The organism is Sinorhizobium sp. NFACC03 (genome assembly GCF_900103435.1).
Taxonomy (GTDB): Bacteria; Pseudomonadota; Alphaproteobacteria; order Rhizobiales; family Rhizobiaceae; genus Ensifer.
This window is the reverse complement of sequence record NZ_FMXF01000022.1, coordinates 40,072-55,161: the sequence shown is the minus strand read 5'-3', so window position 1 is coordinate 55,161 and position 15,090 is coordinate 40,072. Positions and strand designations below refer to the sequence as shown.

Below are 15,090 nucleotides of genomic sequence, written 5' to 3'. Positions count from 1 at the left end.
ACTCACTCTTCAAAAAGGGCTGCGTCGTAGCGCAACATCAAGACACCATCCCTCCAATCGTCATTGGCGGTCGAAGACAAGCCCGCAGCCTCTTCAAGCAGCCACTGCGCAAATTTGGCGCCCGCCCTGTCAGCGAGCGGATATCCTCCGCCAAAGCGCGCGTTGAGCTCGATCACCTTCAAACCGCCTTCCCGGTCGGCGATCGCCTGGAAGCACAAAACACCCCTTGCCTCTGGCAGAGCGCGCATCATGCCGTCGGCAAGCGCTGGCAGGCAAGGCAGTCGAACCGTTCGCCCCTTTTCAACCTCACCCGCACGCACCGCCAGACGTTCGTGTGCGATGCACGAGCGCATGATGCCCGATTGGTCTATGAACATATTGATCGTGTACTCCGGTCCCAACAGGTATTCCTGAACGATCATCGGTTCGGCATAGTCTCCATTAAGATGACTTGGTTCGTGGGCCATGTAGATGGAGCGGCTGGCGCTGCCTGCGCGCGGTTTGACAAAGACAGGCCATTTCCAGGCCGCCGACTGTCGGCGCACGATCTCTATCGCTTGTGTCCTGGGAACCGGCACGCTCGCCTGTTTTAGAACCTCGATCGTGCGCAGCTTGTCCCTGGCGATATCGATGACTTCAGGTGCACTTACATGAATGCGCGTCCCCGTCTCGGCAAACCGTTCCATGTGCACCGCATAGGGAGAAAGCTCCGGATCAATCGTTGGTATCACCAGGTCGACATTCTCGACCTGGCAGATACCGTGGACCTCATCGATGAAGCCGTGGTGATCGCACGCCGGGACCGCAAATGAGCGATCGGCCGCGTGACAGGCGGCGCTCAATTCTGGCCTCTTGTCGCAGGCGAGCACATTGAGCGTCAGGTCGAGGCGTTCAGCCGCCGCTCGAAAGCACCTGATCAACTCGACTCGCCTTCCCGCGGAAGAAAATAGAACGCACAAGTCCCGGCTGGTCATCATTGAAGTCCCACTATCCAAAAGCGCCTTCCGGTTGAAGGCGCCTTCCTCATCAGCAACCGGATCTAGAGACCCTTCGGCAAAACTGAGAACTTGGAGTGAACCGGCGGCCTTTTGCCCGTCCATTCGGTCACTTCGAGACACTGCCCATCACCGCAGCGGACGAGAAAACCTGCCTCCGTGTAAGCCTGAACCTGGGCGGTAAGGCCAATGTACCGGCCCGTTTGATACCAGAGGCGCGCCTTGCCGATCGCAATTTTCTGGTCGCGCAAATAGGTAAAAGCTCCCGGATATGGTTCACCCAGCGCCCGCACATGACGCTCAACGTCGCTTGCACATCGCGACCAGTCGATCAATCCGTCCTCCGGGGTGCGTTTCGCGCAATAGCTGGCTTGCGTTGCGTCCTGCGGGATGCCCGGGACAGGACCATTCTCGAGAGCCTCGACAGTCTCGACGATCATTTCTGCGAGGTTGCGAGTGTGCTTATCGTAGAGGGATCGCGCGGTTTCATCCGCTGCCACGTCGAACAGCCTTTGCAAGACGATCGGACCGGAATCGGTGCCTTCGTCCAGCCAGAAAAGCGTCGACCCCGTCGTCTTTTCCCCGACAAGAATTGTCCAGGGTATGACTGCGCGTCCGCGCAAACGCGGGAGTGCGGCCGGGTGAAAACCAAGGCAGCCCCATCGAGGTACCTTCCGGAACGCCTGCCCACAAATCTGCGACCAACCAACGACGAGAATGACGTCAGGATCGACATGGCGCAAACTGCGTAGGGTAGCCGCGTCGTTAATATCAGCGGTCTCGATGATGTCGATACCGGAACGGCACGCAACCAAAGACAGATCGGCGTGGTCAGAGTGGCGTGATGCCTTGTCACGTGGAAGCGTAACCACCAGCCCCGGAGGTCGGTTGGCCGAAACAAGCGCCTCAAGCGCGATCCTCGAACCCTCAACCGCACCCACCAGCGCAAATCGCATCTTCGCCATCAACTCCAATAGTAGTACAGGAGACCGGATAAGTTTGCGGATAGAGTTTCTTTGGAGGCATACATTACAGCATACCCAAGCGGAGGCCAGTTGTTTTGCGTATCGACGGCACGGTTCGCTTCTTCGGTAGACCGCGTCAAGATAGCAGCCCCTACCGGAAAAGCATCCTGATGAGACTGCGGTTCTTCTTCAACAACTGAAATCGTCTGCGCTCCGGCCAGCGGATCCACGACGACACGGAAACTGACCTGATGGCCGGCCTTTCGGCTCAGTTTAATCGCCTCAGCGTATTGCCTGTTTCGCCTTCTCGAAATCTGCCTTCCGGGGTAGCTTCATCGAGAGCGCAGTGTTGGAAGGACCGGTTCGGGGCTCGTTGTCTTCAGCCTCCCGCGCTACTATTTAGGCAAGATGCAGAAGTTCGTCAGATTTGTTAAGTTCGTAAATATCCGGCGGCATTCGCCGTGCAGGTTCGAGTCCTGCCGGGCCCACCATGCCCTTAGGATCGAAGGCCCTCGCCCACGGGTCTCGTCCGATTGATCTTGGGCGTCAATCCGAAGTGCGGCAGAGTGACCGCTTTGGGCCGATACCGTTGAAAAACTCGGCATTGCGGGCACTTGGGACGCGTGATTCAATCCTCTGAGTGATTTGGCAGGGGATCAGGCGAATGATGGGAACGCAGGCGGCTCCGGCGCAGCTCTTTTACGATTTCAGTCTCGATGAGCACGTGCCAGCCGACCATCTTCTCCGCCGGATCGACAACCACCTGGACCTCGATGGCGTCCGCGCGCAGTTGAAGCCCTATTACAGCAACACCGGCCGTCCGTCGATCGATCCGGAACTGATGATGCGCATGCTGATCATTGGCTACAGCATGGGCATCCGGTCGGAGCGCCGGCTGTGCGAGGAGGTTCATCTCAATCTCGCCTATCGTCTGTTTTGCCGGCTTGGACTGGACGGCAAGGTGCCGGATCATTCCAGCTTCTCGAAGAACCGCCACGGACGTTTCCGGCAAAGCGATATCCTTCGGCATCTGTTCGAGACGGTGGTTGAGCGCTGCCTGGTACAGGGTCTTGTCGGTGCTGAAGGCTTTGCCGTCGATGCCAGCTTGATCGCCGCGGATGCCAACAAACAGCGCTCGGTATCTAGTGCAGAATGGAGCGCGCAAGAAGCGAAGGAGAATGCAGGCCGCTCCGTTCAGGAATATCTGGCGGTACTTGATGACGCTGCTTTTGGTGCGGCTTCGCCGGTAACGCCGAAGTTTATTTTCCCGTCTGACCCGGCAGCCCCGTGGACGGGTGCCTATAAAGGCCATGCCTTCTTCGCCTACGCCACCAACTATCTGAACGACACCGACCATGGCGTCATTCTCGATGTCGAGGCCACCCGTGCCATTCGACAGGCTGAGGTTGGCGCTTCGCGCACCATGATCGACAGAACAGAGAACCGCTTTGGCCTGAAGCCGGGCTATCTGGTCGCCGACAGCGCTTACGGCTCCGCTGACAATCTAGCCTGGCTTGTGAAGCAAAAGGAGATCGCTACATCTGCCCGGCGGGCAAGGAGCTGGTTCAGTTCCGCCGCACCTACGCGACGCCCCGATCGGGCATCACCAGTGAAGGCACCCGGCTTTATCGGGCCAGCAAGAAGGACTGTGATGTGTGCGACCTGAAGCAGCGCTGCTGCCCGAATGCAGTTGCTCGCAAAGTCCCTCGTGATCTCAATGAGGATGCCCGTGACGTCGCCAGAGCCATTGCCGGCACGCCCGATTACGAACGTTCACGGCATCGTCGCAAGAAGGTCGAGATGCTCTTCGCTCACCTCAAGCGCATCCTGCGAATGGCCAGGTTGAGACTGCGTGGTCCATGTGGTGCACGCGATGAATTCCTGCTCGCAGCAACGGCACAAAACCTCAGAAGGCTGGCAAAGCTTAGACCGTCTCGCCTCCCATCCGCCGCCATGGTGGCATAACGGCCGGTTGCCTGGTGTCGTTCGAAATTCGATTCTGGAGAAGCACTGGTCCGCTTCTGGGCCGAAAGACGCCATCGCCCCGCCATTGGCCGCTGATTCCGGCCGGTTTCGGGTACTGATAAATGAAAGGACGGCCAGCGTGATCTCGCGGCAGCAACGTGACGTCAATCGGTCGCCCGACCCCGTTCCAGATAACGGCAGTCGCGTCCTCGAAGTCTTGTGGCAGGCCGGGGACATTTAGTCCACTTAGGCTCTGCCCGACTAGCACGACTCTTTTGTGCGCCGGGTTTTGAGCTGGGGACCTTGCCGCCACACCTTCATTCAGGGTGGCGTGCATGCCAAGGCTCGGAGCCCCTACCGCGAGAATGATCAAGTCCGTCGGCCTGGTTGCACGGACACCGCCTGCATCCTTGCATCCGTTGCCGCTGGTCATCAGGTCGAGCAGCCGTCGAAATCGGCAAGCCGGTGCAGCAATGTCCGGGTCCAGGCAAGTTGGCGACATTGGAAGCGACGGTAGCCGATGAACACACTGGTCTTTGAGTGGAAGCCGTCCCAAGTAATATCGATCCCTGTTGCTTTCGCTACGGCTGAATTCACCCCTTGCACCCAATGATACGCCGGTGTCGTTCTCAACCAAGCTGTGGATTGACCGGCACTAGTATTCGGCCGCGCACCTTACCCTCAATGAATCTCGGGGCCGTTGAGACAACATCGGCGTGGTGAACTTCAGTTGTCATCGCGTCAAGTCTTGCCATGTCGAGTTCCTGTGCCAGTCGCTGCCAAGCGATCAGCCTCTCGGATTTTGGACACATAACGCTATCGATCCCGACAAGCGTCACGCCGCGCAGAATGAACGGCGCGACGGTCGTGGGCAGGTCCATGCCACCCGCGAGCCCGCACGCGGCGACGACACCGCGATAGCGCATCGAAGCCAGTAGATTCGCCAGCAACACTCCGCCTGCAACATCAATCGCTGCCGCCCAACGCTCCTTGGCCAAAGGTCGGCCGACCCGCGCGAACTCCGCCCGATCAATGATGGTCGTGGCGCCGAGGCCCGTGAGATAGTCCGCCTCCGCTGTCCGCCCGGTAACGGCAGCAACGCTGTAGCCACGCCCGGCCAAAAGCATGGTTGCGATACTGCCGACACCACCGGCAGCACCGGTAACCACCACTTCTCCGCTATCCGGCATCACCCCATTTCGCTCCAGCGCCATGACGCACAACATCGCCGTGTAGCCAGCCGTCCCTATCGCCATGGCATTGCGGAGGCTGACCCCTTCCGGCAGAGCCACGAGCCAGTCTCCACTCACGCGCGCCCTGGCCAAAGTCGGAATGGGAACTTTCGGCAACGACCCCCGCAAAATCGATCCCCGGCACCATCGGAAAGCTGCGCACCACGGGGGAGGCACCGGTGATCGCCAGAGCGTCCTTGTAGTTCAGGGTCGACCAAGCGACCTCCACCAGCACGTCGCCATGGGGCAGTTGCGCGGTATGGATTTTGGAGAGACCGGCCACCTGCCCGCTATCGGACTTCTCGATCAGGGCGGCGTCAAACATCTGAGGTTCATTTCCTGGTTTTCCCTATCTTGCTTACGCGACTTTCTTTGCGTCGGACGTTGAGCAGGCCGCTTGCGAGTTGACCATGGCGTCAACAGCTTGTGGAAGCGTCAGCACACCCATGGCTTGACCGTCGGCATCGACAACGGTGATCTCGCTTGCCCCGGCCAATGTCATCGCTCTTGCCGCTTCCTCCAGCGTCGCGCCGATCGGCACCGAAATCTTCAACTCACAGACCGAAGCATTCAGCGGTGTGGCGACCGTCTCGACTTTGATGACGCGCGCCCGGTTCACTTCCCGGACGAAGCTGGCGATGTAATCGTCGGCAGGGTTCATCACGATGTCCTGTCCCGTACCCTGCTGCACGACTTCCCCATCCCGCAAAATTGCGATGCGATCTCCAAGCCTCAACGCCTCGTCCAGATCATGGGTGATAAACACGATCGTCTTCTTGATCTCCTTCTGCAGGTCGAGAAGCACGGTCTGCATATCGACGCGAATGAGCGGGTCCAGCGCGGAAAACGCCTCGTCCATCAGCAGGATCGGCGCATCGTTCGCCAGCGCACGGGCAAGACCGACACGCTGTTGCATGCCGCCCGACAACTGATTGGGATATTTGCTCTCGAAGCCCTTGAGCCCGACACGTTCGATCCAACGCATGGCGCAATCGACCTGCCGGTTCCGAGGCGCCCCTTGTATCTCCAGGCCATAGAGCGTGTTTTCGAGAACGGTACGGTGCGGGAGAAGCGCGAACTTCTGGAACACCATGGCTGTCTGATGCCGACGGAACTCGCGCAATTGCACGACATCCATCTTGACCACATCGTCGTCGCCGATGACGACTTCACCAGACGTCGGATCGATAAGGCGATTGATGTGGCGAATGAGCGTGGACTTGCCTGATCCCGAAAGCCCCATGATCACCTGAATGCCGCCGGCAGGCATGGAGATATTGATGTCTTTCAGACCAAGAACATGGCCATGTTTCGCGTTCAATTCCGTCTTCGTTACACCTTGCTCGACGAGCTTTACGCAATCCGCGCCATTTGGACCGAAGATTTTGTAGAGCTTTTTGATTTCGATGCCGAAGCCGCCGATTTTCTTGTTACCCATAGACAATCTCCCGGTGCTTTTGAAGGCGTGCGCCGAAGGCCTGGCTGACACGGTCGAAGATGATGGCGATGCCGACGATGGCGAGACCATTGAAGATGCCGAGCGTGAAATACTGGTTCGAGATCGCCTTCAGAACCGGCTGGCCGAGGCCCTGCACGCCGATCATCGAGGCGATGACGACCATGGCGAGCGCCATCATGATCGTCTGGTTGATGCCGGCCATGATGGTGGGCAGCGCCAGCGGCATCTGCACGTTCTTCAGCTTCTGCCAGCTCGACGAACCAAAGGCGTCGGCGGCTTCCAGCACGTCCTTGTCAACGAGGCGGATGCCGAGATTGGTCAGGCGGATCATCGGCGGAATGGCGTAGATGACGACGGCGATAAGGCCCGGCACCTTGCCGATGCCGAGCAGCATGACGACCGGGATCAGGTAGACGAAGCTCGGCATGGTCTGCATGACATCGAGCACAGGATTGACCATGCCCTGCACGCGGTCCGAGCGCGACATGGCGATACCGATGGGAATACCGACGACGATCGACAAGACCGTACAGACGAAGATCATCGAGACCGTCTTCATCGTGTCGTCCCACATGTCGAAGTAGCCGATAAGCAGCAGCGTCACGACCGTTCCCGCAACGATCTTCCAGTTACGGCTGGCGAACCACGCGACGGCGGCGATCAGAAGCAGGATAATCGGCCAGGGCGTCTTCGTCATGAAGCGCTCCGACCAGATCAGAAAGTGCTGTAGTGGCTCGAAAATTGCCTCAAGTCCGTCGCCATAGGCCCGCGTGAAACCGCGGAACCCTTCGTCGATTGCCTTCTTGAGATCACGCAATGACGCATCATCCATGTGCGGAAAGCTGAATAGCCAATCCAAAATCTATCCTCCTCGATAACAGCTAGCGCATTCTTGACGCGCTGTTCGTTGCCGGCGCGATAGGCGCCAGCAACGTCTTGAACGAGATCAAAGCGCCGCCTTGATCTTCTCGGCTGCCTCAGGCGATACCCATTCCTTCCACATGGCCTCGTTCTCTTCGAGGAAGTGCTTTGCACCATCGTCGCCGCTTGCCTGGTTGTCGGTCATCCAGGCCATCAGCTTGTTGACCGTGTCGTTCGACCAAGCGCGCTTGTTGAGGTAGCCCATGACGTCCTCGCCGGCGCGCTCGGAGAACGCTTTGGTCACGAGCGTCTGGACCGTATCCTTCGGCCAATCATTCTTTTTCGGGTCCGGGCAATCCGCGACGGTGTTGCAGCGCTTCCACTCGGCCGCGTCGTGCGGCACGCCATAGTCGAGCTTGACCATGTCGTACTTGCCGAGCAGCGCGGTCGGAGCCCAGTAGTAACCGACCCAGCCTTCCTTGCGCTCGTACGCCTTGGCAATCGATCCGTCGAGGCCGGCCGCCGAGCCCGCGTCGACGAGCGTGAAGTTTGGAGCTTCCCCGCCATAGGCCTTGTAGAGCTGGCCGGTCACGACCGTGCCACCCCAGCCTTGCGGGCCATTGTGAATGGCACCCTTCGATTTGTCTTCGGGATCCTGGAACAACTCCGGGTGCTTGAGGACATCATCGATCGTCTTGATGTCCGGATGAGCGTCGGCAAGGTATTTCGGCATCCACCAACCCCGCACCGCACCATCGGTCAGAACGGTCGATGCAACGACGAGCTTTCCGTTTGAAACGCCGGCGTTGACGACATCGGGCAGAAGATCGACCCATCCTTCGGGCGCGATGTCGGGCTGCCCCTTCTCGGTCATTGACGTGATCGTCGGGACCGTATCGCCCTGTATGATCTCCGCGTTGCAACCGTAACCTTCGGTCAGGATGAACTTGTCCAGACTGGCGAGCACTTCCGCGCTCTGCCAGTTCATGCTGGCGATGGTGACGTCGCCGCAATCCGCAGCCTGCGCCGAATTGCCAAAGGTCAGCATCGCTGCTGCAAGGCATGTCGAGGCGAAGAGTTCTTTCATGGCACTTCCTCCCTATGCGCGATGTTGAAGTTTTAAGCCCGTCGACGCCATCGCGTACCTCGGCGGGCCGCCGGCGGCTCCGGTATCCTCCTCAGAACCCGAAGCCGCCGTTTCCTGCTAGCTTGGCAGATACTCCTCACTCCAGGTCTCGCTGATCGCACCGGAGGCAATCAGCCGATCGATCTCGGCTTCGGTGTAGTTCAGGGTCCGGAGAACGGCGCGCGTGGACGCTCCGTATTTCTCCGCCGGCGCGACGGCCGTGACCTTGCCGACAACCGGACGGATGGCGAAGGGGTCGAGTTGCGTGACCGTGTGTCCGCTCGGATGGTTCGGGAAGATGGAGAAGGAATAGCTGCCCCGGTCGATGCCCGGCGCGCCGTCGGCTATGCGGGCACTGCGGCTGCGGATCGTTTCGATGTTCTCGCAGAGCGATACGCCGATGTCGGCTTCCCGCAGGCGCTGCTGCCAGGTTTCCGCAGGTGCTGTCATGAAGGCTTTCGCCAGATAGGCCTCGCGGTCGGATGTCGCCATTTCGACAATCCCTCTGAGACCCTCAACCTTGCCGAAGCGCGGGAGGTCGGCTTCCGAGGCGCACAAAAGAAGGTGATCTCCCGATGCCGTCTCGTAGAGCCGCGACAGGGCGTTATATCCCTTAGTTTCGCGGCCGGACGGCTCATCGAAAGGGCCGCGGTCGGCATAGTCATAGCAGAACGGTATCTGCGCGAGGCCGGTCAGCGCCGACAGCGACGTGCGCGGGCGGCCGACGATCCCGGTTCTGGATTTCTGGTAGAGGGCGGCGGCAATGCCCAGCGCCGCGCCGAAGCCGCACATGACGTCGATGGTGCCGACATGGGCGTGTTCCTCCGGCGTCTCCATCGAGCCGCCGAAACGCAGCATGATGCCGGTCGCCGATTGCACGAGGTCGTCATAGCCGAGATAATCGGTGCGCGGGCCGGTGCGCACGCCACCGAAGCAATCGAGCTGGCAGAAGATTGCCTGCGGGTTGAGCGCTTTCAGGCCTTCGGCATCGAGCCCCATCGCCTTGACCTGACGATCGGTGGCATTCCAGACCACGACGTCGACGGAGCGCACCAGTTCCTCGAAGACAACGCGACCATCGGGCGAACCTATGTTCAGCAGCACGGACTGCTTTCCGCGCATGTGCGACATGCCGAAGATCACGGTGTTCCAGCAATCATAGAGTGGTTTGGCCGGATCGATCTTGATGACCTGCGCGCCGAAACGGGCGAGATAGGCGACCGAGTGCGGGCCGGCGATCACGTTGCAGAGATCGAGAACTTTGACACCGTCCAGCCAGCCGCCGGGGACGTCGGTCGTGGGCGCCGGCAGGGACCGGCGCTCCATGCCGGTGAGAAGCGCAAGAGCCTCCCTGGCTGTTCCCCAGCGCCTCGGGCTTGGCGTCAGCATGGGTTCGGCGCTCTCCTGCAGCCAGGCCATCGGCCCTGGCTGGGTCATGCGGCCAAGGATCGAGTCGTCCACCTCGATCATGAGGCCGGCGGCCTTGGCGTGATCGTCGGCGATCCATTCCTTCAGCCAGCGCTGAGGCGCGCCCGGAAACAGCCCTTCCCCGAAGACACGTTCCCATTCGGCCGCCGTCTTCGTCAGGAAAACATCCTTCATGCGGGCCGCGATCTTGTCGGCCCAGAATTTCGGGAGCGGATAGACGCCAAGCGACACGTCCGACGACCATTGCGACACCGGCAGATAGGTGTCTTCCTCCTCGCGCAGTCCCTCGGCCGCCAGCTCATCATAGAGACCGAGGGCTTGCAGGCAACGCTTCGCATGGTTCTTGTGGCTGGGGCACACGACGTAGAACATCCGCCCGTCGGCGCACATATAGCTGCGATAGAAGGGATCGAGGAATTCCTGAAGGTCGTCATAGGACATATCCATCGGCAGGCCTTCTTCGCGGCGCCGCTCGATCTCGCGCTCGCGCTGGGTCTGGTAGCGCAGCGGATAATCGTCAATCAGGATGGAATTGTATGACAGGCCCTCCATGACGGCGCTTGCCAGCGGCACTTCGATGTGATCGCCGTGCCCGGTGCGCTCGCGCGCCTGAAGCGCCAGCACCGTCGCGGACGCCGCAAGCATTGTGCCATAGGCGGAAGAGAGCGGCAGCGGCGAGAAAGACGGATTGATGCCCATGAGCACGCGATTGAGGCCCATATCCGTGAAGACGCCAGAGGAGGCCGCGATCACAGCCTCGAAGGCCCGCCAGTCGCGGCGGAGCTGGTCGTCGGAGGCGAAGCCGGGGATCGACAGGGTGATCAGTTCCGGTCGCGCCTTGCGCAGTGCGGCAAAATCGATTCCAAGGCGCGCGAGCACGCCGGGGCGGAAATTCTCAACGACGATATCGGCCTCTGCAACCAGCGCTTTCGCCTCATCCAACCCCTGTTGCGACTTGAGATCGAGGGTGACGATCAGCTTGTTGCGGTTGAGGATGGCATTAGCGGGATTGTCCCAAAGCGGACCGCCTGGCGGATCGACATGCACGACAGTCGCGCCGAGATCGCCAAGGATCATGGCCACGGCCGGGCCGGCAATATATTGCCCGAAATCAACCACCCGAACGCCGGAAAGCGGAAGCGCGGAACGCGCGATCAATGTCATTTCTCTTATCTCCCCAGGAATTTTCTAGACGCGCGCGTCGGCGACGATCCAGCCGGCCGCCTTTTCGGCGATCATCAGCGTCGGCGCGTTGGTGTTGCCGCTGGTGATCTTCGGCATGATGCCCGCATCGACGACCCGCAGGCCCTCTATGCCCCGCACCTTGAGACGGCTGTCCACCACCGCCATCGGATCGTCGTCGCTGCCCATCTTCGTCGTTCCGACCGGATGAAAGATGGTGTTGGCGATATCGCCTGCGAGCCGCGCCAGTTCGTCGTCGCTCTGGAACTGCAAGCCGGGCTTCCATTCCTCCGGCTGATATTTCGCGAGTGCCGGCTGCGACACGATCGTGCGTACCTGCCGCAGGCTCTCGGCAGCGATGCGGCGGTCCTCATCCGTGCTCAGATAGTTCGGCGCAATCGCCGGAGCATCCGACGCCTTGCCGGAGCGAATGCGCACGCTGCCGACGCTGGTCGGGTTGAGATTGCACACACTCGCGGTGAAGGCGGGTACGTTGTGCAACGGTTCGCCGAAGGCGTCGAGGCTGAGCGGTTGAACGTGATATTCCAGGTTGGCGTAGGCCTGGGTGTCGTCAGACCGGGTGAAAGCGCCGAGCTGCGATGGCGACATGCTCATCGGGCCGCTGCGTTTCAGCACATATTCCAGCCCGATCATCGCCTTGCCGAACAGGCTGTTTGCAAGCGTATTCAGCGTCTTCGCATTGCCGACCTTGAAGACGGCGCGGATCTGCAAATGGTCCTGAAGGTTTTCCCCGACGCCCGGCAGGTCATGCACGACCTCGACGCCGTGGCGCTTCAGGAGGCCACCCGGCCCAATGCCCGACAATTGCAGGATTTGCGGGGAGCCGATCGCGCCGGCCGACAGGATGACCTCCCTGCGGGCACGGACCTCTGCGCTCCCCCCCTGCCGTTGGACCACGACTCCGGCGCAACGCTTGCGGCCGGAACCGTCGGTTTCAAGGATCAGTCGTTCGACATGGGCCTGCGTCCAGACCGTCAGGTTCGGGCGGTTCTTCGCCGGGCGGAGGAAGGCCTTCGACGTGTTCCAGCGCCAGCCGGAGCGCTGGTTGACCTCGAAATAGCCGATGCCCTCGTTGTCGCCGCTGTTGAAATCGTCAGAGCGCGGAATGCCGGCCTCGACGGCCGCCTCAGCGAAGGACTCGAGGATCTCCCATTTGAGCCGTTGCTTCTCGATCCGCCATTCGCCCCCGTGGCCGTGCATGTCGGAGAACCGGCTGTTGCCGCCGATCTTCGGATCCGCTCCGTTGTCCAGTCGGTAATGATCCTCATGCGCCTTGAAATCGGGCAGGCAATTCTGCCAGGACCATGCGTCGTCTCCGGTCGCCGCCGCCCAGCCGTCGAAATCGCGCGCCTGGCCACGCATATAGATCATGCCGTTGATTGAGGAGCAGCCGCCGAGCGTTTTGCCGCGCGGATAGCGCAACGACCGTCCGTTCAATCCGGCATCCGGTTCGGTCTTGTACAGCCAGTCGGTGCGCGGATTGCCGATGCAGTAGAGATAGCCGACCGGGATGTGAATCCAGGGATAGTCGTCCTTCCGCCCGGCTTCCAACAGCAGCACGCGCATCGCCGGATCGCGGCTTAGGCGATTGGCAAGCAAGCAACCGGCCGAGCCGCCGCCGATAATAATGAAGTCGAAGGCATCGCCGGAGAGGTGAGAAGTCGCGCGCGTCATCGGCTTGCCCGCGGATCGTCACGCAACACCGCATAAGCACACGATTCGACGACTTTCCGTATCATTCGAGCCTCCTCCTCATTTCCGTCTTCTGGAATAGCGGAGGAGCGTCGCAGAAATCCAATGACAAATGATATAAAGCATTATAAGCAAAAGTAATATGCTTCACGCCGTCGACCTGAGAACACTTAGGGCTTTCGTCACCGTCGCACGCGCGGGTAACGTCACGCGCGCCGCAGAGCAACTGCATGTCACCCAACCTGCCGTCACGCTGCAATTGAAGCGCCTTGCAGCCGATACCGGGCTCACCCTGTTCCGGCGGACCTCCACCGGTCTGGAACTGACACAGGAGGGCGCGCTGCTGGCCGCCAAGGCGGAGCAGGTGCTGGCGGCGCTGACCGATTTTGGGCAGACGGCCGGGCACCTGGCGACGCGGGTGCGCGGAAAGCTCAGGATCGGCACGATCATCGATCCCGAGTTCACGCGACTGGGCGCGTTTCTCAAAGCGTTGATCGAAAGCGGACCGGGCATAGAGACCACACTGCGTCACGGTATGAGCGGCGACGTACCGGAAGGGCTGCGGCGAAATGAACTCGATGCCGGCTTCTTTCTTGGCGACCCAAGAGACTATGATCCTTCCGCCGATACGATCGAGGAGAATGCCGCACCGCTTTTTCACGCTCGCGAACTCGCGCAATTGACCTATCGCGTCGTCGCTCCGCCATCGCTCGCCAGTTTCGTGCGCGGTGCGGATTGGACGCAGCTCGCATCTCTGCCGTGGATCGGGACGCCACAAGCCTCTGTACACAGCCGGTTGCTGGCTCGTTTGTTCGCGGACCTGGGTATCCGACAGAATGCCGTAGCCGAAGTAGATCAAGAAGCATCCATGGTTGCGATGGTGAGGACAGGGGTTGGTTTGAGCCTATGCCGAGAGTCGATTGCTCTTCATGAACAACAATCCCATGGGCTCGTGATCGCGGAGAACGTTAAGATCACAACCAAACTTAGCTTCCTTTGCATGCAGGCCCGCATCTATGATCCGACCATACTTGCCGCTTTCGAAGCGATCAGACGGGCCTGGGGCTAATTTCGGCGATTTCCGGCCGCAATCTCGTTCACCCCTTCACCGGAGCGCGGGCGATATCGGAAACCAACCGCGCTGGTGCGCGGTGGCCTCCTCATCAGCAGTTTCCGCCCCCGTCTTGCCAGAAATATTAGCGTTTCCAGACACTTAAGAGAACTTCGATGAATTTTTCTGCCGCCGGAGAGAGTGATGCGCTGCGCCGACGCACAATCCCAATAGTTCTTGTAACGACCGGGTCGATGATCGGACGGGTCACCAGATAGGGATGCTCCTCCTGCGGCGTCGCAAGCTGCGGCAGGACGGATATGCCCAGCCCAGCTTCAACCAGACCAAGTGACGTGTTGAGATGCGTGACCTCGTAGAACCAGTTGAGACGCAAGTTGTGCTTGGCGAGGGCACCGTCCAAAAGCGCTCGATTGCCGCTTGACCTGTCGACGACCACGAGCGGATAGCCGTCAAGTTGGCGCCAGTGGACGTTATCGTGTTTCGCGAGCGGGTGATCCTTGCGCATCGCCAGCACGAACGGGTCGTCGATAAGTGGCTCGAACGACAGGTCGGGATCCGAATTCCCCATCAGATTGATGCCGAACTCGACCTCTCCACGCGCAACCGCCTGCAAGCCCTCATTGGCTGTCAGGTCTCGGATACGAAGTCTTATATGCGGGTAATCATTACCGAATGCCTTGATGACCGTCGGCAGAAAATAAAACGCTGCGGTAGGCACGCACGCCATCGTGATAAGCCCACGACGCTGGGACCCGCTCTCCTTGAGCGCGAAAAGCGATCCGTCGAATTCCTCAAGCATGCGGCGCACGAGCGGAAGCAATTCCTGCCCGGTCGCCGTCGGCGCCACATGTCGTGTGGTGCGGTCAAGCAACGGCACGCCAATGGATTGTTCCAGCTTCTGAATGCGCCTGGTCAATGCCGGCTGGGAAATATGGAGAGCCTCTGCAGCGCGGTGAAAGCTCTCAAGATCGACAACCGCCTGAAAAGCACGCAGATCAAAAATCTCGCAATTTATGCTCATGACGCATCAATCCCTTGAAACATTGCATTTCACAGTTATCCCATATTTCGGATATTGCAACAAGACACCCG

At 60.1% G+C, this 15,090-nt stretch carries 9 protein-coding genes and 3 pseudogenes; 2 read left to right on the top strand and 10 right to left on the bottom strand.

From position 1 onward, the window contains the following. Positions 1-2 precede the first annotated feature (2 nt). From BLU35_RS24215 to BLU35_RS36725, 3 genes and pseudogenes are all read right to left on the bottom strand, one after another. A complete protein-coding gene (locus tag BLU35_RS24215; protein ID WP_286161604.1) occupies positions 3-1,100 on the bottom strand; it encodes an ATP-grasp domain-containing protein in 1,098 nt (365 codons plus the stop codon). Further along, on the bottom strand, positions 1,040-1,951 hold the full coding sequence (locus BLU35_RS24210) for a methionyl-tRNA formyltransferase (protein WP_093234867.1): 912 nt from the start codon (positions 1,949-1,951) through the stop codon (positions 1,040-1,042). The genes BLU35_RS24215 and BLU35_RS24210 overlap by 61 nt, the downstream gene beginning before the upstream one ends. 161 nt (positions 1,952-2,112) lie before the next feature. Then, positions 2,113-2,296, bottom strand: a pseudogene (locus BLU35_RS36725) (XRE family transcriptional regulator); the annotation flags it as partial. Between the two features lie 328 nt (positions 2,297-2,624). On the opposite strand from BLU35_RS36725, the pseudogene BLU35_RS24200 reads away from it, so the two are divergent. Continuing rightward, positions 2,625-3,925: pseudogene (locus BLU35_RS24200) on the top strand (transposase). Positions 3,926-4,554: 629 nt separating this feature from the next. Here the strand turns inward: BLU35_RS24200 and acuI are convergent. The 6 genes and pseudogenes from acuI to BLU35_RS24170 form a co-directional block, all read right to left on the bottom strand. Further along, a pseudogene (gene acuI, locus BLU35_RS24195) lies at positions 4,555-5,482 on the bottom strand (acrylyl-CoA reductase (NADPH)). Positions 5,483-5,515: 33 nt separating this feature from the next. Beyond that, on the bottom strand, positions 5,516-6,595 hold the full coding sequence (locus BLU35_RS24190; RefSeq protein ID WP_093234814.1) for a quaternary amine ABC transporter ATP-binding protein: 1,080 nt from the start codon (positions 6,593-6,595) through the stop codon (positions 5,516-5,518). Further along, positions 6,588-7,475 carry an ABC transporter permease gene (locus BLU35_RS24185; protein WP_093234813.1) on the bottom strand — a complete coding sequence of 296 codons (888 nt, stop codon included), beginning with the start codon at positions 7,473-7,475 and terminating at the stop codon, positions 6,588-6,590. The genes BLU35_RS24190 and BLU35_RS24185 overlap by 8 nt, the downstream gene beginning before the upstream one ends. A gap of 87 nt (positions 7,476-7,562) precedes the next feature. Continuing rightward, positions 7,563-8,564: an ABC transporter substrate-binding protein gene (locus tag BLU35_RS24180; protein WP_093234812.1), complete on the bottom strand. Its 1,002-nt coding sequence runs from the start codon at positions 8,562-8,564 to the stop codon at positions 7,563-7,565. Positions 8,565-8,681: 117 nt separating this feature from the next. Further along, complete coding sequence (locus tag BLU35_RS24175) at positions 8,682-11,195, bottom strand: CoA transferase (protein ID WP_093234811.1); 2,514 nt, start codon at positions 11,193-11,195, stop codon at positions 8,682-8,684. 24 nt (positions 11,196-11,219) lie between these two features. After that, positions 11,220-12,908, bottom strand: a complete 1,689-nt coding sequence (locus tag BLU35_RS24170; protein ID WP_093234810.1) for a GMC family oxidoreductase — start codon at positions 12,906-12,908, stop codon at positions 11,220-11,222. Positions 12,909-13,068: 160 nt separating this feature from the next. On the opposite strand from BLU35_RS24170, the gene BLU35_RS24165 reads away from it, so the two are divergent. Then, a complete protein-coding gene (locus BLU35_RS24165; protein ID WP_093234809.1) occupies positions 13,069-13,995 on the top strand; it encodes a LysR family transcriptional regulator in 927 nt (308 codons plus the stop codon). 127 nt (positions 13,996-14,122) lie between these two features. Here BLU35_RS24165 and BLU35_RS24160 read toward each other — a convergent pair whose 3' ends face one another. Next, the gene (locus tag BLU35_RS24160; protein WP_093234808.1) at positions 14,123-15,019 is read right to left on the bottom strand and encodes a LysR family transcriptional regulator; all 897 of its coding nucleotides are present in this window, start codon (positions 15,017-15,019) and stop codon (positions 14,123-14,125) included. Between the last annotated feature and the right edge of the window lie 71 nt (positions 15,020-15,090).